The sequence below is a fragment of the Bacillus sp. MBGLi79 genome (assembly GCF_002953915.1).
The window spans coordinates 778,338-794,355 of sequence record NZ_CP026521.1 but is presented as its reverse complement, the minus strand read 5'-3'; the positions used below and the strand labels follow the sequence as shown (position 1 = coordinate 794,355).

Sequence of the window (16,018 nt, the reverse complement as noted above, 5' to 3'; positions counted from 1 at the left end):
AAGATTGTCTATATTTGTTCATTTTTTAGTTTTAAAGATAAAAGCGCTGAAACAGTAAAAATAATAAAATTTAAGAAAAATACATATTGGACACCCAGCCAATCAGTAAGACTGCTCATAATTAAGATCGATGCACCGTATACAAATGTACTTATTGTATGCTGAGCCGACAGTATTTTCGGAAGCAAAGTTTCATTTATGCTCTCCTGCACATAGGTTCTGATCGCAATTCCCCGGAGCTGAAATGAAGGTCCTAAAATAAAGACAAAAAGCAGCGATGCCAACGCATACTTATTAAGCGCAAGGCATAGTGTGCAAGCGCCGATGGCGAGTGATGTCCATAAAATCATCGAGAACAGTTTTCCATTCATTATTTTTGAAAGTTTCCAAACGATTAAACCGCCTGTAATGGTGCCGGCGAAATAGCTTGCGTTAATAAACCCCCACCATGTTTCACTTTTATGCAGCACTTCATCGACATAAACAAGGATAATGGCTCCTGTCCAAATACTTCTGCCGAACATGGATAATAGCTCAAGAACAGTCAGCATTCTGATAACAGGCATGCGATAAATTGCTTTCCACCCGGAAGAAATTTTATCCATAAAGGACTCGGTTTCTTCCTTTTCCGCATCTCCTTTTCCCGCATCCTTGACAAAAAATAAAGAGACTGTAGAGGTGCCATAAAGGGCAAAAGTCAACAATAGCAGCAATTGCGGCCCGAGCCATTTGATCAAAATACCGCCGAGCATCCATCCAAGCAGGAGCACGATTTGGTCAGAGGTCAGCACCAAGCTGTTTGCTTTCAACAACATGGATTTTGGAACAAAGCGGGGAATCATTGAATTTCTGACTGGAATCGTTCCTCCGTCTAACAGCGACATTAAAAATACGATAAAGAAAAAAATAAAAATAGATTTAAAATCTATCATAAATATGAGAAGCAACAAAGATAACAGAATGGTTTGCGTTAACTGTAAAAAAATCAAAATGTGCTTTAGTCTGTATTTATGAATGAAAACCGGTATAAATACTGCGCTTAATGACTGACCCACGAACTGCATCATGGCTACCAGCGATGCCAAGAAGGCCGAGTCTGTGACTTGATACGTAAATAGAGTCAGTACCAGCACGTATAAAGAATCTCCTAAATTGGCAATTGACTGGCCCGCCCATATAAAATAAAAGGATTTATTTTTCATAATTTCAACCCTTTTCTATTTTTAGAACATCATAACATAAATAAACACCCTCTCCAATGCTACTTATCCTTCAAAAAAACGCAAAAAACCCCTGCGCCGCAGCGGCACAAGGGGTCATCCAATATTAGTCATAAATGTGAACAGTCGGCTCTTTATCTCCGGCATTGCGGATAATGACCGCTTCTTGTCCGTCTGAGGACGTGATATTGACTTCGACATCAATTGAGCCTTTAGAGTAGTAGTCCATCACTTCACCCGTTAGGAACTGGGTAAACGCGACAACTTCACTTTTTCCGTAGAATTGCATTGGTATGTCAATCTTTATTTTCTTCATTTCATCATTATCATACAGCGCTGTACCGACAACGCCTGTATAGTTCGGGAAATATTCTTCAATTGAATTTTTGAACCGCTTAAAGACCTCGGTGTCATCCGGGTACTTTTCTGCTGTGGTTGTATCCGCTGGATAGAATACGTATTTTTCATTGATGTCATCCCAATTTGAGATATCAGTAGAGCCTGCTTTGACCTCTGTTTTGGCGATGAAGTTCCCCGGCACAATCGATGTTTTCGACGCCTGCTTGTAGAGTGCGACTGTAATTGGCACATTCTTCAAGTTATCTTTTTTACGGAGGCGGTTAATAACCTCCTGTGCGATTTTTTCTCCCTGCTGGCGGAGCGTGCTGTCCTTAATCTCCACTTCTTTTTGCGGGTCGCCCGTTTTTTCACGATAGTAATACACTGAGTTTAACGCCAGTCCGATCATGACGCCGCCAAGCTGGATAGAATTCTTGTCTTTTCTGACTAAATAATCGTGCTCAAGCATGGATGCTAAATAAATCGGGCTGCTTTCGTTCTTTTCTTCTGTTGAACCAGAACTCGGGAGCGCCGGGTTCAAGCCTTCATTTTTGAAGTTCTTATCTTCTTTTTCGGCTTTTTTCAAATCAGAGCCCGTTTTTTTCCGGGCCAGCCAGCTTAATACTGTATCCTCATCTAAATATTGTCCTTCCTGGAACAGATAATCGTCAGTCGAGAAAGAATCTTGGGCAAGACGCATCAGCCCTGTTTCAAACTCGTCAATGTCCAGTCTCGTGTTCAGCTGTTCCGTTGTTAAGCCGCGCGCTTTGCCTGCCTTAAACGGCAGCACCATTTTGTAATAGGAGTCAGAGATATTATATTTCGGGACAATCGCTTTTTCTGACGATTTCGCCGTCTTTTGCGTAATCTCTTCCTCCTTCTCCCCCCCAAAACCTGACGAGCAGGCAGACAGCATTAATACTGCCGCCGTTGCCGCCAATGCCAACGTCTTTTTCAATAGAAAACACTCCTCTTATTTCTTTAGCTCTTCCATTAACTGTTCTTCATTCCACACTTCAATGTTCAGCTCTTGTGCTTTTGTCAGCTTGCTTCCCGCCGCTTCTCCGGCGATGACCAAGTCTGTGTTTTTGCTGACGCTTCCCGTCAGTTTTCCGCCCAGCGCTTCGATTTGCGCTTTGGCTTCGTTTCTTGACAGTTCTTCCAGCTTTCCTGTCAGAACAATTGTTTTACCGGCAAAGTAAGAATCACTGTCCTCTGCCTTTACTTTTTTCGGGCCTTTGTAAAGCGTGTTTACGCCCAGCTCCTGAAGTTCATTCAAGAGTTCAAGCATTTCTTCTTTATGAAAATAGGTGATGACCGCGTCAGCCATTTTTTCACCGATTTCATCAACCGCGAGAAGTTCGTCTTTAGAGGCTTTTTTCAGGTTCTCCAAGCTTTCAAACTGCATGGCGAGCGTCTTTGCAGCCTTTGATCCGATAAAGCGGATGCCAAGCCCAAACAGCAGGCGCTCTAACGAATTTTCTTTTGATTTTTGGATGGAGCTGATCAGGTTTTCAGTGGACTTTTCACCCATGCGTTCGAGCTGGATGACTTGTTCCTTCGTCAGCTTATATAAATCTGCCACATTGCGGACAAGGTTTTCCTCAAACAGCTGTGTGATCACTCGTTCGCCGAGCCCGTCAATGTTCATGGCATTGCGGGAAACGAAATGGATCAGCCCTTCCCGGATTTGCGCCGGACATTCAGGGTTAATGCAGCGAAGCGCCACTTCTCCTTCGATCCGGACGAGCTCACTGCCGCATTCAGGACATTCCGTCGGCATGCTGAATTCCTTTTCTTCTCCTGTGCGCTGTTCAACGAGGACATTCACGACTTCCGGGATGATATCGCCCGCTTTTTTGACAACAACCTTATCCAAAATCCGAATGTCCTTCTCTTTAATTAAATCTTCGTTATGAAGGGATGCTCTTGAGACCGTTGTGCCGGCAACTTTTACCGGCTCAAGAATCGCGGTCGGCGTGATCACACCCGTTCTGCCGACATTTAATTCGATATCGAGAAGCTTCGTCACGACCTCTTCAGCAGGAAACTTATACGCGATGGCCCAGCGCGGGCTTTTCGCCGTAAAACCGAGCTCCTCCTGCTGATCGAGAGAATCGACTTTAATGACAATGCCGTCTATTTCGTACGGCAGGTCAGCGCGCTTCGCCTGAAGCTCATCGATCAGCGTAATGACTTCTTCTATGTCGCCGCATTTTTTTCGTTCCTGATTCGTTTTAAATCCGAGTTCGTCGAGAAAATCAAGCCCTTGGCTTTGCGTCTCCACACCCATCTCGTCAAGCTCCGCTATACTGTAGACGAAGATATCAAGGTTTCGTTTCGCTGCAATTTTCGGATCGAGCTGTCTAAGTGATCCTGCCGCGGCATTTCGCGGATTAGCGAACGGTTCTTCTTCATTTTTAATTCGTTCTTCATTGAGTGCTTCAAACGAACGCTTCGGCATATACGCCTCGCCGCGCACTTCGATCGACAGCTCACGGTTCATTTTGAGCGGGATATTGCGAATCGTCTTCAGATTCTCAGTAATATCCTCTCCCGTCGTTCCGTCACCTCGTGTGGCTCCTCTGACAAAATAGCCGTCTTCATAACGGAGAGAAACAGCAAGACCGTCTATTTTCAGCTCCACATTATACGCCACATCGTCACCGACGGCTTGGCGCACACGGCGGTCGAAATCACGGAGATCATCAGCATTAAAGGCGTTGCCCAGACTGAGCATCGGTGTGCCGTGGGTGACCTTTTGAAACGCTTCAAGCACGGCTCCGCCGACGCGCTGCGTAGGAGAGTCAGGCGTTCTGAGGTCTGGATGCTCCTCCTCGATCGCAATCAGCTCCTGCATCAATCTGTCGTATTCGGCATCAGGGACGCTCGGTTCATCTAGGGTGTAATATTCATAGCTATACTTGTTGATGGTGCGGCGCAGTTCGTCTGCCCGCTGCTTGGCTGTTTCTTTGTCCATCTGCTTCTTCCTTTCCTCTTCAATTACTGCTTTTCAATAGGAGCAAATGCTGCTAACAGGCGTTTCACGCCGACAGGACTCGGGAAGGCAATATCGAGCTCCGTCCCTTCTCCTTCGCCTTTCACACTGACGACAGTTCCTGTTCCCCATTTTTTATGGCCCGCCTTATCTCCGACTGCCCAGTTCAAGGTGTCGCCGCCTGTTTTGCTGGCGTAGGATACCGGACGTGAAACAGGGCCGCGTCTCGGCTGCATTTTTCTCGCAGAAGGCGCTCTCGTTTCTTTTTTCTCATTTAGGTTTTCCAATAAATCATCCGGTATTTCAGCAATAAAGCGAGATTCCGGGTTCATATTCGTTCGGCCAAACAAGGTGCGCATTTTGGCGTTGGTCAGATAGAGCTCCTGCTCCGCCCTTGTAATCCCAACGTAAGCAAGGCGGCGTTCTTCTTCCATTTCCGCTTCCTCCATTAATGAACGGCTGTGCGGGAAGACGCCTTCTTCAAGCCCCATCAAGAAAACAACCGGGAATTCAAGCCCTTTTGCGGCGTGCAGTGTCATCAAGGTGATTGCATCCTTGCCGCCTGACTCTTCCTCCTTCTGGTCGAGCTGATCGATATCTGCAATCAGCGCCAAGTCTGTCAGGAACGCAACGAGTGTCTTGTCCTCACTTTTCTGTTCAAAGTTTTTCGTAACAGACAGGAACTCGTCGATGTTTTCTAAACGGCTTTGGGCTTCGATCGATTTCTCAGCTTTCAGCATTTCTCTGTATTCGGTCTTATCAAGAATTTCTTCTGTCAGCTCCGTAATGGATAAGTAATCCTGCATATTGGTCAGGTTCTCAATCATCTGTCTGAAGCTGTCAAGCGCGTTGGCTGCTTTGGCACTGACGCCGATAAAATCAACCTGCTGAATCGCTTGGAAAAATGACAAACCGTTTATGGCCGCATACGAAGCGATTTTCTCAAGTGATGTCGCGCCAACTCCGCGCTTCGGCACATTGACAATGCGCGTGAAACTGATATCGTCATCCGGATTGGATACGAGGCGCAGGTACGCAAGAATGTCTTTAATTTCTTTTCTGTCATAGAACTTTGTCCCGCCGACAATGTTATAGTTCAAACCCGCTTTGAGAAGCGTTTCCTCAATCACACGGGACTGCGCGTTTGTCCGGTATAAAATGGCGATATCCGACAGCTTCCGCTTGCCTGAACTGTGAAGCTGATGAATTTTGCCGGCCACAAACTGTCCTTCACCGAACTCATTATCACCGCGATAATAAGAAATCTTGATGCCTTCATCGTTTTCCGTCCACAAATTTTTCGGTTTGCGGTTAGAGTTATTTTTGATGACCTCGTTAGCCGCGCGCAAAATCCGTTTCGTTGAACGATAGTTTTGTTCTAGCAAAATCACGCTTGCATTCGGATAATCTTTTTCAAATGAAAGAATGTTGGTGATATCCGCGCCGCGCCATCTGTAGATCGACTGATCAGAGTCCCCGACAACGCAAAGGTTCTGGAAACGCTCGGCAAGCTGCTTAACGAGCATGTATTGTGCCCTGTTCGTATCCTGATACTCATCAACGTGGATGTACTGGAATTTGCGCTGATAAAATTCAAGCACTTCAGGTACTCTGTCAAACAGTTTAATCGTCGTCATAATTAAATCGTCGAAATCGAGCGACTGGTTTTTCAAAAGCTTCTTCTGATAATCAGCATATACGTCGCTGACCACCTGATCGTAGTAGCCGCCGGCAACCTTAGAGAATTCCTCCGGTTCGGTTAATTCGTTTTTCGCACTGCTGATCGTGCCAAGGATGCTTCTCGGGTCAAACTTCTTCGGATCAAGATTGCGCTCCTTCAAAATCCCCTTGATTACTGAAAGCTGGTCCGCCGTATCAAGGATGGAGAAATTTCGATTAATCCCAATCCGATCGATATCTCTGCGCAAGATCCGCACGCACATGCTGTGGAATGTGGAAATCCAGATATCGTCCGCGCCGGGTCCGAGGATGCTTTCCACACGTTCTTTCATTTCGCGTGCCGCTTTATTGGTAAATGTGATCGCCAGAATGTTCCACGGCGCCACATGCTTTTCTGCCATTAAATAAGCAATTCTGTGTGTCAGGACACGCGTCTTTCCGCTTCCCGCTCCCGCCATCAGCAAAAGAGGCCCGTCCGTTGTTTTGACTGCTTCCTGCTGAACGGGATTTAAACCGCTTAGTAATTGATTGCTAATATAATTCAAAATTTGTTCACCCGCCTATACAAAACATATGTTCTATCATAAACCAAATCCGTACAATTTACTACTCGCCTCTCACAGCCGCTACTGTTTTCAAAGCCTTGTCGAAATCTTCATACACCGCATTGCCTACAACGATCACGTCCGCATGCTCTGCATACTGTTTGGCCGTTTCCGCATCCTTGATGCCGCCGCCATAAAACAAGGTGGACGTTTCCAATACAGCCTTCGTTTTCTTGACAGCTTCTATGTCTCCAAGCATGCCGCTGTATTCTAAATAAAAAATCGGCAGCTGCAGCAGCTCTGACACACGCGCATAAGCGACAATATCGTCAGTACTCATTTCGGCATCCGCTTCAGTCAGTGCCGCCGCTTTGCAATCTGGATTTGCGATGCAGTAGCCTTCCGCCACGATTTCTTCCATAGACATCAGTTCTCCATATTCCTTCATGGCTTTCTGGTGCATTCCGACAATCCAATCCGTGTTTTTGCTGTTTAATACACTCGGAATAAAATATAAGTCAAAGCCGGGAACGATCGCTTCAATCGCTGACACCTCAAGAACACACGGCACCAAAAACCGTCTGACCTTAGACATCATCCGCAGGACATTATCCTCTGTCACACCATCGCTTCCTCCGATAATGACCGCATCCGTTCCTGATTCGCAAAGGATCTCCAGCTGTTCGTCAGGCAAATCTTTATTTGGATCGAGTTTAAAGACATGCTTCCACTCTGTTACATCGTACACGTCATACGTTCCTCCATTCGTTTGTTACCATTTAAACATTATAACAAATTCACATAGCGCGGAAAAACGGAAAAAGCCGTTAATCTCGTTATTCACTGAAAAAGGTGTTTTGATTCTTTTTTCATAAAAAAAGAGAGCAGGCGGACGTACCTGCGCGGTGAGTCTTGTTTCTGCAAAAGCGCACATTTTTCACCAGATTCCCTCTGCTATTGTTTGGAAAGTGTTCAACTGTGGAAATGGTTACATAAAAAAGGGAGGCTGAGAGATGGAAACCATTATTATTGCACTCATCGCATTTATCATTGGGATCATCGCTATCCCGATCGTCTTATTTGCCTGGATCTACATAAAAGATGAAAAACAGCAGGAGCACTCAATTCTTCGCAACTACCCCGTCATCGGAAGGTTTCGGTATATCCTTGAAAAAATCGGGCCGGAGCTCAGACAGTATTTATATAGCAATGACAATGAAGAGCAGCCTTTTTCACGAAAGGAATATGAGCAAACGGTTATCTCTGGCAAATACAAAAGCAGAATGATGGGCTTTGGATCTGTAAGAGATTTTGATAAACCCGGCTATTATATCCGTAACGCTATGTTTCCAAAACAAAGGGAAGAAATGCACGTAAATCAAACGCCAAAAATTGAAACCCAAATCTATAAAATGGATGCAAACAATCTCTTCAAACGCAAGGAACACGCCGAACGCATCAAGGCAGATCCGTATTTTCTTCATCCTGATGATGTGCAGGTGATTGGCGAGCATACATGCGAGAAGCCATTTCACGTGAAGGGATTAGTCGGCCAGTCTGCAATGAGCTACGGCTCCCTCGGAGAACGAGCAATTACGGCGCTCTCAAAAGGGCTCCATCAGGCAGGCGGCACCTGGATGAATACAGGTGAGGGAGGATTGTCTGAGTATCACTTAAAGGGCGGCGCCGATATCATTTGCCAAATCGGACCGGGCCTATTCGGCGTGCGCAAAAGAAATGGGGAATTTTCGTGGGAGGAATTTAAAAGAAAAAGCAGAATTGACCAGATTAAAGCGTTTGAGCTAAAGCTGGCACAAGGAGCAAAAACCCGGGGCGGCCACGTGGACGGCGCCAAAGTATCAGAGGAAGTGGCAGACATTCGGAATGTCGAACCAGGAAAGTCGATTGACAGCCCGAACCGCTTTTATGAATTCTCAAACCCTCCTGAAATGCTCGACTTTATTGAAAAACTTAGGGATGTCGGGCAAAAGCCAGTCGGCATCAAACTGGTCGCAGGGCATCCTGAAGAATTGCATGAGCTTTTCTCCTATATGCAGAAAAGCGGAAAGCATCCGGATTTTATCACGATCGACGGAAGTGAAGGCGGTACCGGAGCTTCCTTTTACGAGCTCGCGGATACAGTCGGCCTTCCGATTATGACAGCACTGCCTATTGTTGACACGCTTCTTAGACAGTACGGGTTGCGCAGACAGCTGAAAATCTTTGCTTCCGGAAAGCTCCTGACTCCTGATAAAATCGCGGTCGCCTTAGCTCTCGGCGCTGACTTTGTCAACATCGCACGCGGCATGATGTTTTCGGTTGGCTGCATCCGTGCTCTCGTCTGCCACAACAACACCTGTCCAGCAGGCGTGGCGACGACAGATCCAAAATTGCAAAAAGCATTGAGCATTGAGGAAAAACAGCACCGTGTCTGCAACTATGTTATTTCACTGCGCGAGGGGCTGTTTAACCTTGCAGCCGCAGCAGGAATCAATTCGCCGGTTCACTTTTCCAAGGAGCATGTTGTCTATCGAAAAGAGGATGGCAGCATTGTCGATATCGACAACCTGATCCATCAATTTGTTTCATAAAGAAACCGCCCTTGCCAAACGGCAGGGCGGTTTTTTGTTATTTAGAAGAAGACTCAGTTTCCGTCTCCTTCACACGGTCGAGCGCCATTTCATAAGCGTCATTTCCGTAATTTAAGCAGCGTTTCACACGGGAAATCGTAGCTGTGGAAGCGCCTGTTTCTGTTTCAATCTTATGATACGTGTTTCCTTCGCGAAGCATGCGCGCCACTTCAAGGCGTTGAGCCAGCGATTGAATTTCGTTAATTGTGCATAGATCATCGAAGAACCGGTAACATTCCTCCAGGTCTTTCAGCGATAAGATCGAGTTAAATAACTGGTCCAGCTCTTTGCCGCGTAATTTATCGATTTGCATCGTTACACACCTTCTCCTTTACTAATGGAAGCCGCATCAAGATCAGGTACGATATTGATCCAAGTCTTTCCTGGCACAAACGGAAGCCACTTGCCGTCTTTTATCGGCACAATTCTGCCATTCACTTGTTTCCAGTCTGTTTCAATGACGTTTCCGTGCTGAAACAACAGACCTTTCCCCCCTGATTCCAAGTCGATGTCCCGCCTTCCATCTTGATCAATAATATGATGGCTGGCTTCAACAATGAAAATATTTTGCATTGCAACCGGCTTTCCGGTTTCCCGGTCTGTCGTTATGACACCATCAGAGCTTCTTGTATAAGATTCAGCTTTTTTATCATAGTTGTATTCGACAAGATTTGTAACGTTTTTTGTTCCATAATCTACCCGAACATTGTAAGATTCATTTGCAGGTTTTGCTTCTGATGTTTGAAACAGCAGCGGATTTGTTTCCCGCTTCAGCTCATATCCCTTTTGTTCCGCCGCCTTTTTTATGTAATCATAAGACGTGTAGGAATTATGGGGCGGTTTGCTGAAATCAGCTCTCCAAAATAAGCTTCCGTCAAAATCCAATCCGTTTATATAATCGGCAGCTCCGGATTCTAGCTGCTCTTTGGCGCCGGGACTCCAGCCGTGATGGACAAATATGCTGTCAAAGCCATTGCTGAGAGTGACGAAATATTCCCGCGCGCTCCGCACAGGTCCGACAGTTTCAGGCATCTGGCTTTGGAAAATAGCCAGAAATCGTGTGATCTGCCCTTCTGCAAGCGCTTCTATGACAATGTCGGCTTTAGACAGTCCAGACTGCGGCCTCGCCTTCGGATGATTGTTCACCACAACAGCAACAGGCCGGCGTTCAGTCACCTTCTGTTCAATCTCCAGTCCAGTCAAAGGAGCTTTCAGCTTCTTTGCGGAATCCGGGACAGCGTCCTTCTGCTGGCAGGATACAAGCAGAAAAAACACGAAACACAGCACGCAAACTGTCATCCATTTTTTCATATGTCGGCTCCCCGCTCTTTTATATTTTAACGCATTATCGATGGAAAGAGTACAGTTTTTTTCATGACGTCGAAGATTCCTCTCGGCGTAATGCGTATATACGGAAGGTGCGTACTTTGCAAAAAGAGCAGCGTATAGACGGGATCACTAAATTTGTAGCCTCTTTCTGTCAAAAGATCTCTCAGCTTCTGTTCCTTCTCAAGCACGACTTCATATGCTTCTGAAGAGGCGCAGCCGCACAGCGCAAGCGGAATTTCATACAGAATGTTCCCGTTTTCCGCCAGAACGATTCCTCCCCCGATCTCTTTCATGCGGGCGAAAGCGAGCAGCATATCCGCTTTATTTTTACCAATCGCGACAATATCGCCAGTCGTCGTAAAGGAGCTAACAAAGCCCTGCACGTTTGAGGCAAAGCCTTTTATCATCGTATTGACGCGCCATTTCCCGTGTCTGTCGAGCATCGTCAAATAACTTTCATCATGGTCAAACGAGAGCTGTTCCATCGAATTGTCGATCTCAATCATATACGGCTCCATAATGACCGCATTCCGCATTTTCACGCCCATCGGCATAGAAAACTGCAAGTCATCCATCGTCATATCATATGAAAGCTCAAGCGGGACAAGACCGCCTTTGTTCCAGTCCATATTTGTAAACGCCTTCAAATCACAGCCGTCTTCTCGCAGGACGGTCCCTTTTGACAGAACAGTCACGGGATTTGGATTTAGCGGGTCTTCCAGTATGTTCAGCGAAGCCAGTCTGCCAGGTCCGACAACTCCTAAATAATCATCCATTTGGTAATACTTCGCAATATTAAATGATGCCATATTGTAGGCGTCAATTGCAGGTACGCCTTCTTCTAACGCAATGCGGATCAGCTCGTTTGTCATGCCGCCTTTATAGAAATTCGGCGTCGCGCCGTCTGTCGTGTAAAAGAAGTGGTCATAATAGCGGAAGCCCTTCTCATGCAGCTCCTGCAAGATTTTTCTTACATCAGGGCGAATGGAAGAGTTCCGAAGTGAAACATAATAGCCCAGTTCCAGCCTTCTCATCACTTCATCACCTGTCATCGCTTCATGATCGCAATCCGCTCCGAACAGCTTCATTTTTGTAAGCGTTTTATCAGAAGCGCCGGGAAAATGCCCTTCAATGCGTTTTCTTTGTTTCTTTGTAGCTTGCATGCAGTGTAGCATTAAATCATCACCATCTACAAGGCGAGGCCATCCGGTCATTTCTCCGCCTTGAATCACATCCGGATGTTCAATCCACTGTTTTCTGACATCAAACGGAAGAACGTGGTCCTCGTTCAAAACCTCTGTCTGGAGGTCATAGCGTGACCACCAGAAATACTGGACAGGCTGCTTTTTGAGTTCATTCAAAATCGTAAGCGCTTTCTTTTTTCCGCTTTGCAAAAGCAAAAATAAATTATCATTCACAAATGTCGTGGTTCCGTATTGAGACACATATTCCGCCAGTGTTTGGGGATTATATATTTGAAAAGGATGTGCGTGCGGTTCAATATAACCCGGCACAATGTATTTTCCTTCACAATCAATCGTATGAATTTTTTCGGCTCTATTCGGAAGTTCATGACCCACATAAACAATGCGGTCCTGATAAATCCAAATGTTTTTTTTCAGCCATTGTTTTACATATGGATTTAAGACGAGAGCATTCCGTAAAAGGAGCGTTGGAAGCAGCTTTGAGTCTACAACATCAACCTGTGCCCTGATGTCTTTGTTTTTCCAGTTAAAGGTGCGTTCGGACATTCACATACTCTCCTTTATATGTATTAGACTCATGGTATCACATCCTTCCTCATCACGCACGATAAAAACGTTACAAATTTTTGAAGGTTCAATTAAAAAACTTTTTCAAGTAAAAGGAGCGGATTTCCATGAAGCCAAACATCAGTCTCATCAATGCCGTCTTCAGAATCGCCTGCGGATTGACGATTATGTCAGCCGCGAGCGCAAAATTTACGAAAAAACCTTGGTGCAGAATGCATCTCTTTTACATCTTTATGGGGGCCATGAAAGCGGGTTCGGGAATCCTGCGATTCTGTCCTGTGACCTACATGTTTCAAAACAGCGATTCTGGAAATAACGGCCAGCAAAACGGATAAAGAAAAAGCTTGATCACGAAACGTGATCGAGCTTTTTTTTATGCCCACCCTTTGTTTTCATATAGAAATATCCTGCAGCTGCCAGCACTGCCGGATAAAGAAGCGCCCAGCCGCTGAATGAGTAGATCACCGCGCACGCCACAAACGCCCCGAGCGCCATCCACCAGCCCGAATCTCTCCAGCTCAGGAGTTTCAGTGCTGCCGCCAATGTACATAGGTAAGATGCGATGAAAGCCGCGCTCGGCCCTTTCAACAGAGTCGTCAAATCGATTTGAAACAGGCCATGCGCTGCAAGCACTAAGCCAAACACCGCGGCCATCGCGGTCAAAACACGGATAGGCGTACGTTTTGTCGCACTTAGTTTTCCAAAAAATACGGGTATGTGCCCCTCTCTCGCCAATGCGTACACCATTCTTGAAAAACCAGCAATATTTGCGTGTATGGTGGCGAATGTAATAAAGAGCGCTAAACATACCGTGACATATACACCGCTTTCTCCTGCTCCTTTTGAGATGAGCATGGCAAGCGATGCAATTTCTCCATTCTGTCCATATGAATGAGTCCCCACCGTCACAAATGACAGCATGATATACAGCCCTGCCACACAAGACGCTGCCAAAAACAAGCTAAGCGGGACATCTTTTTCAGGGCGATGAAATTCCTCTGCCAACGGGGTAATCATTTCCCAGCCTACAAAGGAGAAAAAAATCATAACTGAAACAGATCCCGCGGCAGACCAGCCATGTGGAAGAAACGGCTTGAATTGTGCTATCGTGACGTGTGGCAATGACACAGCAATAGAAGTGACAAGCAGAAATACGATGACACATATAACGAGTGTACTGATGTTTGCGGATAGTTGAATCCCTCTCATATGAAGCAAAATAGAGATAGCCAGCATGCAACCAGCAATCGATGTAATCTGCCAATCCGCCGCCTCTGTGACGTAACTGACGTAATGCGCGCCAGTCAAAGCGATGATGGGAACGCCGATCGGAACGGACCCTAACATGATCCAGCCCAAAATAGCCCCGGCTTTTTTTGGAAAGGCCAGCTGTACATAAGCCGTGATTCCTCCCGCGCTGGGCGCTATTTTCACAAGCCGGGCCAGCGTGCCGACAAGAAGAAAAGATAAGAAGGATATGAACACCCAAACAAATAAAGAAGCGGGACCGGCTGCGTCAGCTGTTACAGACGGCAGAATTAATATCCCGCAGCCTAAAACGGCCCCAATCGTTAACGCCGTCCCTTGTATCCAAGTAATAGAACGCTGTAATTTTGGCAACATGATGCCTCCTCTCTGATTGATGGCTTTATTATAGAAAAAATAAGTCGGCATCCATATGCTACAATGAAGCTAAATCAACAGCATTACCTTATGATCAAAGGAATTTTCATTCATTCGCCTAAATATGTAAAGGAGCCAGACAAATGGACGATACAGACCTTCAGATTCTCTCGCATTTGCAGCGAAATGGCAGATTAACGATGGTTGAGCTGGGAAAGCTTGTCGGACTCAGCTCGCCAAGCGCGGCGGAGCGTGTCAGGAAGCTTGAAGACAAAGGAGTGATTACCGGCTACAGCGCGAATATCTGTTACGAAAAACTAAACAAGCATGTCACCGCTTTTATTCTCATGGAGCCGAAAAGCTGCAAGCACTACGCTGCCTTTGCAACATCGCATCCTGATGTAGCAGAAAACCACCGTATCACGGGTATGTACAGCTATGTGACAAAGGTCGTGACTGAATCGGTACATACGCTTGAGGATTTTATTGACGCCTCGATGGCCCATGGAAAACCGACCACACTCGTTGTGCTTTCTTCTTCCGCTCACCATCCCGCTTTTATGTAACAAAAAACCCGCAGATTAATCTGCGGGTTTTCCTCACTTATTTTTGGGCAGCCTTTAAAGCGCGTGCCCCAATATCTTTTCTGAAAAAGAGTCCCGGTTTGAATATTTCATCAACCGCTTTGTACACTCGGTCTCTAGCCGCTTCAAACGTTTCATCAAAAGCCGTCACATTGGCGACGCGCCCACCGTTTGTAACGAACTCTCCGCCCTCTGCTTTCGTTCCGGCATGGAAGACCACGACCTGCTCGGTTTCCGCTGCAAGGCTGCCGATCGGCGTGCCTTTTGCATAGCTTTCCGGATACCCTTCTGAAGCAAGCACCACACTAACAGCCGCGGTATCCTTCCATCTTAAGTCAACTTCCTTATCATCTAAAAGATCAAGAAGCACCTGTACCAGATCAGATTCCATGCGCGGAAGCACGACCTGTGTTTCCGGATCGCCGAAGCGGGCATTAAATTCGATAACCTTCGAGCCGTTTTCAGTGAGCATCAATCCAGCGTACAAAACGCCAGTGAAGGAACGGCCTTCTTGTACCATTGCTTTGGCGGCCGGCTTCACGATGGTTTCTACCGCATGGCGGACCGTTTCTTCCGAAATTTGCGGAACTGGAGAGTAAGCCCCCATTCCGCCCGTGTTCGGGCCTTTGTCTCCGTCAAACGCACGCTTGTGATCCTGGGCAATCACCATCGGATACACCTTTTCTCCTTTGACAAAGGCCATCAGAGAAAATTCTTCACCAGAAAGATATTCTTCAATGACAACAGACGCGCTCGCATCACCGAACTTTTCATCCTCAAGAAAATCATGCAGGCATGCGATTGCTTCTTCCTCTGTCATAGCAACAGTAACGCCTTTTCCAGCTGCAAGCCCATCTGCTTTTATGACAATTGGAGCGCCTTTTTCCTTCACATATGCCTTCGCCTCTTCAAAGGAAGTAAACGTGTCGTATTCTGCGGTCGGAATGTCGTATTTCTTCATTAAATCCTTAGCGAACTGTTTGCTTCCTTCGATGATCGCCGCGGCTTTTGACGGGCCGAACACACGCAAGCCCGCTTTTTCGAATTCATCCACCAGACCATCAATTAAAGGAACCTCAGGGCCGACAATGGTCAGGGCGATCTGATTTTCTTTTGCAAATGAGACAAGCCCTGCGTGGTCGCTTTCCTCAATGTTTACAAGCTGTGCGGAAGCTGCCATGCCGTCATTTCCGGGAGCGGCAAATACATTCTCGACGAGGCTGCTTTGCGCTGCCTTCCATGCCAGCGTATGCTCTCTTCCGCCTTTACCGATAATTAATACATTCACGTCGTTTTCA

General features: G+C 46.3%; 13 protein-coding genes. 3 read left to right on the top strand and 10 right to left on the bottom strand.

Annotated features, from left to right (window positions below; translation table 11 throughout):
- Window positions 1–8: 8 nt before the first annotated feature.
- The 5 genes from C1T29_RS04145 to C1T29_RS04125 form a co-directional block, all read right to left on the bottom strand.
- Entirely contained in the window at window positions 9–1,202 is a 1,194-nt protein-coding gene (locus C1T29_RS04145; protein WP_014663078.1) for an MFS transporter, read from the bottom strand.
- Between the two features lie 124 nt (window positions 1,203–1,326).
- The gene (locus tag C1T29_RS04140; protein WP_014663077.1) at window positions 1,327–2,517 is read right to left on the bottom strand and encodes a CamS family sex pheromone protein; all 1,191 of its coding nucleotides are present in this window, start codon (window positions 2,515–2,517) and stop codon (window positions 1,327–1,329) included.
- Between the two features lie 15 nt (window positions 2,518–2,532).
- Window positions 2,533–4,539 carry an NAD-dependent DNA ligase LigA gene (ligA, locus tag C1T29_RS04135; protein ID WP_071581608.1) on the bottom strand — a complete coding sequence of 669 codons (2,007 nt, stop codon included), beginning with the start codon at window positions 4,537–4,539 and terminating at the stop codon, window positions 2,533–2,535.
- A 23-nt stretch (window positions 4,540–4,562) separates the two neighbouring features.
- Entirely contained in the window at window positions 4,563–6,782 is a 2,220-nt protein-coding gene (gene pcrA / locus C1T29_RS04130) for a DNA helicase PcrA (RefSeq protein WP_040083947.1), read from the bottom strand.
- 61 nt (window positions 6,783–6,843) lie between these two features.
- A complete protein-coding gene (locus C1T29_RS04125) occupies window positions 6,844–7,530 on the bottom strand; it encodes a heptaprenylglyceryl phosphate synthase (RefSeq protein WP_071581610.1) in 687 nt (228 codons plus the stop codon).
- A gap of 265 nt (window positions 7,531–7,795) precedes the next feature.
- On the opposite strand from C1T29_RS04125, the gene C1T29_RS04120 reads away from it, so the two are divergent.
- On the top strand, window positions 7,796–9,373 hold the full coding sequence (locus C1T29_RS04120) for an FMN-binding glutamate synthase family protein (protein WP_103750056.1): 1,578 nt from the start codon (window positions 7,796–7,798) through the stop codon (window positions 9,371–9,373).
- A 37-nt stretch (window positions 9,374–9,410) separates the two neighbouring features.
- Here C1T29_RS04120 and C1T29_RS04115 read toward each other — a convergent pair whose 3' ends face one another.
- The 3 genes from C1T29_RS04115 to C1T29_RS04105 are packed head-to-tail and all read right to left on the bottom strand — an operon-like array spanning window position 9,411 to window position 12,492.
- On the bottom strand, window positions 9,411–9,725 hold the full coding sequence (locus C1T29_RS04115; RefSeq protein ID WP_003219429.1) for a YerC/YecD family TrpR-related protein: 315 nt from the start codon (window positions 9,723–9,725) through the stop codon (window positions 9,411–9,413).
- A 2-nt stretch (window positions 9,726–9,727) separates the two neighbouring features.
- Entirely contained in the window at window positions 9,728–10,723 is a 996-nt protein-coding gene (locus tag C1T29_RS04110; RefSeq protein ID WP_103750057.1) for a DUF3048 domain-containing protein, read from the bottom strand.
- A gap of 26 nt (window positions 10,724–10,749) precedes the next feature.
- Window positions 10,750–12,492, bottom strand: coding sequence for an adenine deaminase (locus C1T29_RS04105; protein ID WP_071581612.1), 1,743 nt, complete (start codon window positions 12,490–12,492; stop codon window positions 10,750–10,752).
- Between the two features lie 128 nt (window positions 12,493–12,620).
- On the opposite strand from C1T29_RS04105, the gene C1T29_RS04100 reads away from it, so the two are divergent.
- Entirely contained in the window at window positions 12,621–12,848 is a 228-nt protein-coding gene (locus C1T29_RS04100; RefSeq protein ID WP_040083954.1) for a YgaP family membrane protein, read from the top strand.
- A 13-nt stretch (window positions 12,849–12,861) separates the two neighbouring features.
- On the opposite strand, the gene C1T29_RS04095 is transcribed toward C1T29_RS04100, so the two are convergent.
- The gene (locus tag C1T29_RS04095; RefSeq protein ID WP_103750058.1) at window positions 12,862–14,136 is read right to left on the bottom strand and encodes an APC family permease; all 1,275 of its coding nucleotides are present in this window, start codon (window positions 14,134–14,136) and stop codon (window positions 12,862–12,864) included.
- A 143-nt stretch (window positions 14,137–14,279) separates the two neighbouring features.
- On the opposite strand from C1T29_RS04095, the gene C1T29_RS04090 reads away from it, so the two are divergent.
- The gene (locus tag C1T29_RS04090; RefSeq protein ID WP_014663068.1) at window positions 14,280–14,702 is read left to right on the top strand and encodes an Lrp/AsnC family transcriptional regulator; all 423 of its coding nucleotides are present in this window, start codon (window positions 14,280–14,282) and stop codon (window positions 14,700–14,702) included.
- A gap of 37 nt (window positions 14,703–14,739) precedes the next feature.
- On the opposite strand, the gene purD is transcribed toward C1T29_RS04090, so the two are convergent.
- Window positions 14,740–16,008: a phosphoribosylamine--glycine ligase gene (purD, locus tag C1T29_RS04085; protein ID WP_103750059.1), complete on the bottom strand. Its 1,269-nt coding sequence runs from the start codon at window positions 16,006–16,008 to the stop codon at window positions 14,740–14,742.
- Window positions 16,009–16,018: the final 10 nt, after the last annotated feature.

Coding starts and splice junctions, on each gene's coding strand:
- C1T29_RS04145 (WP_014663078.1), bottom strand. CDS start 1,202: ATGAAAAATAAATCCTTTTATTTTATATGGGCGGGCCAGTCAATTGCC.
- ligA (WP_071581608.1), bottom strand. CDS start 4,539: ATGGACAAAGAAACAGCCAAGCAGCGGGCAGACGAACTGCGCCGCACC.
- C1T29_RS04120 (WP_103750056.1), top strand. CDS start 7,796: ATGGAAACCATTATTATTGCACTCATCGCATTTATCATTGGGATCATC.
- C1T29_RS04115 (WP_003219429.1), bottom strand. CDS start 9,725: ATGCAAATCGATAAATTACGCGGCAAAGAGCTGGACCAGTTATTTAAC.
- C1T29_RS04110 (WP_103750057.1), bottom strand. CDS start 10,723: ATGAAAAAATGGATGACAGTTTGCGTGCTGTGTTTCGTGTTTTTTCTG.
- C1T29_RS04105 (WP_071581612.1), bottom strand. CDS start 12,492: ATGTCCGAACGCACCTTTAACTGGAAAAACAAAGACATCAGGGCACAG.
- C1T29_RS04100 (WP_040083954.1), top strand. CDS start 12,621: ATGAAGCCAAACATCAGTCTCATCAATGCCGTCTTCAGAATCGCCTGC.
- C1T29_RS04095 (WP_103750058.1), bottom strand. CDS start 14,136: ATGTTGCCAAAATTACAGCGTTCTATTACTTGGATACAAGGGACGGCG.
- C1T29_RS04090 (WP_014663068.1), top strand. CDS start 14,280: ATGGACGATACAGACCTTCAGATTCTCTCGCATTTGCAGCGAAATGGC.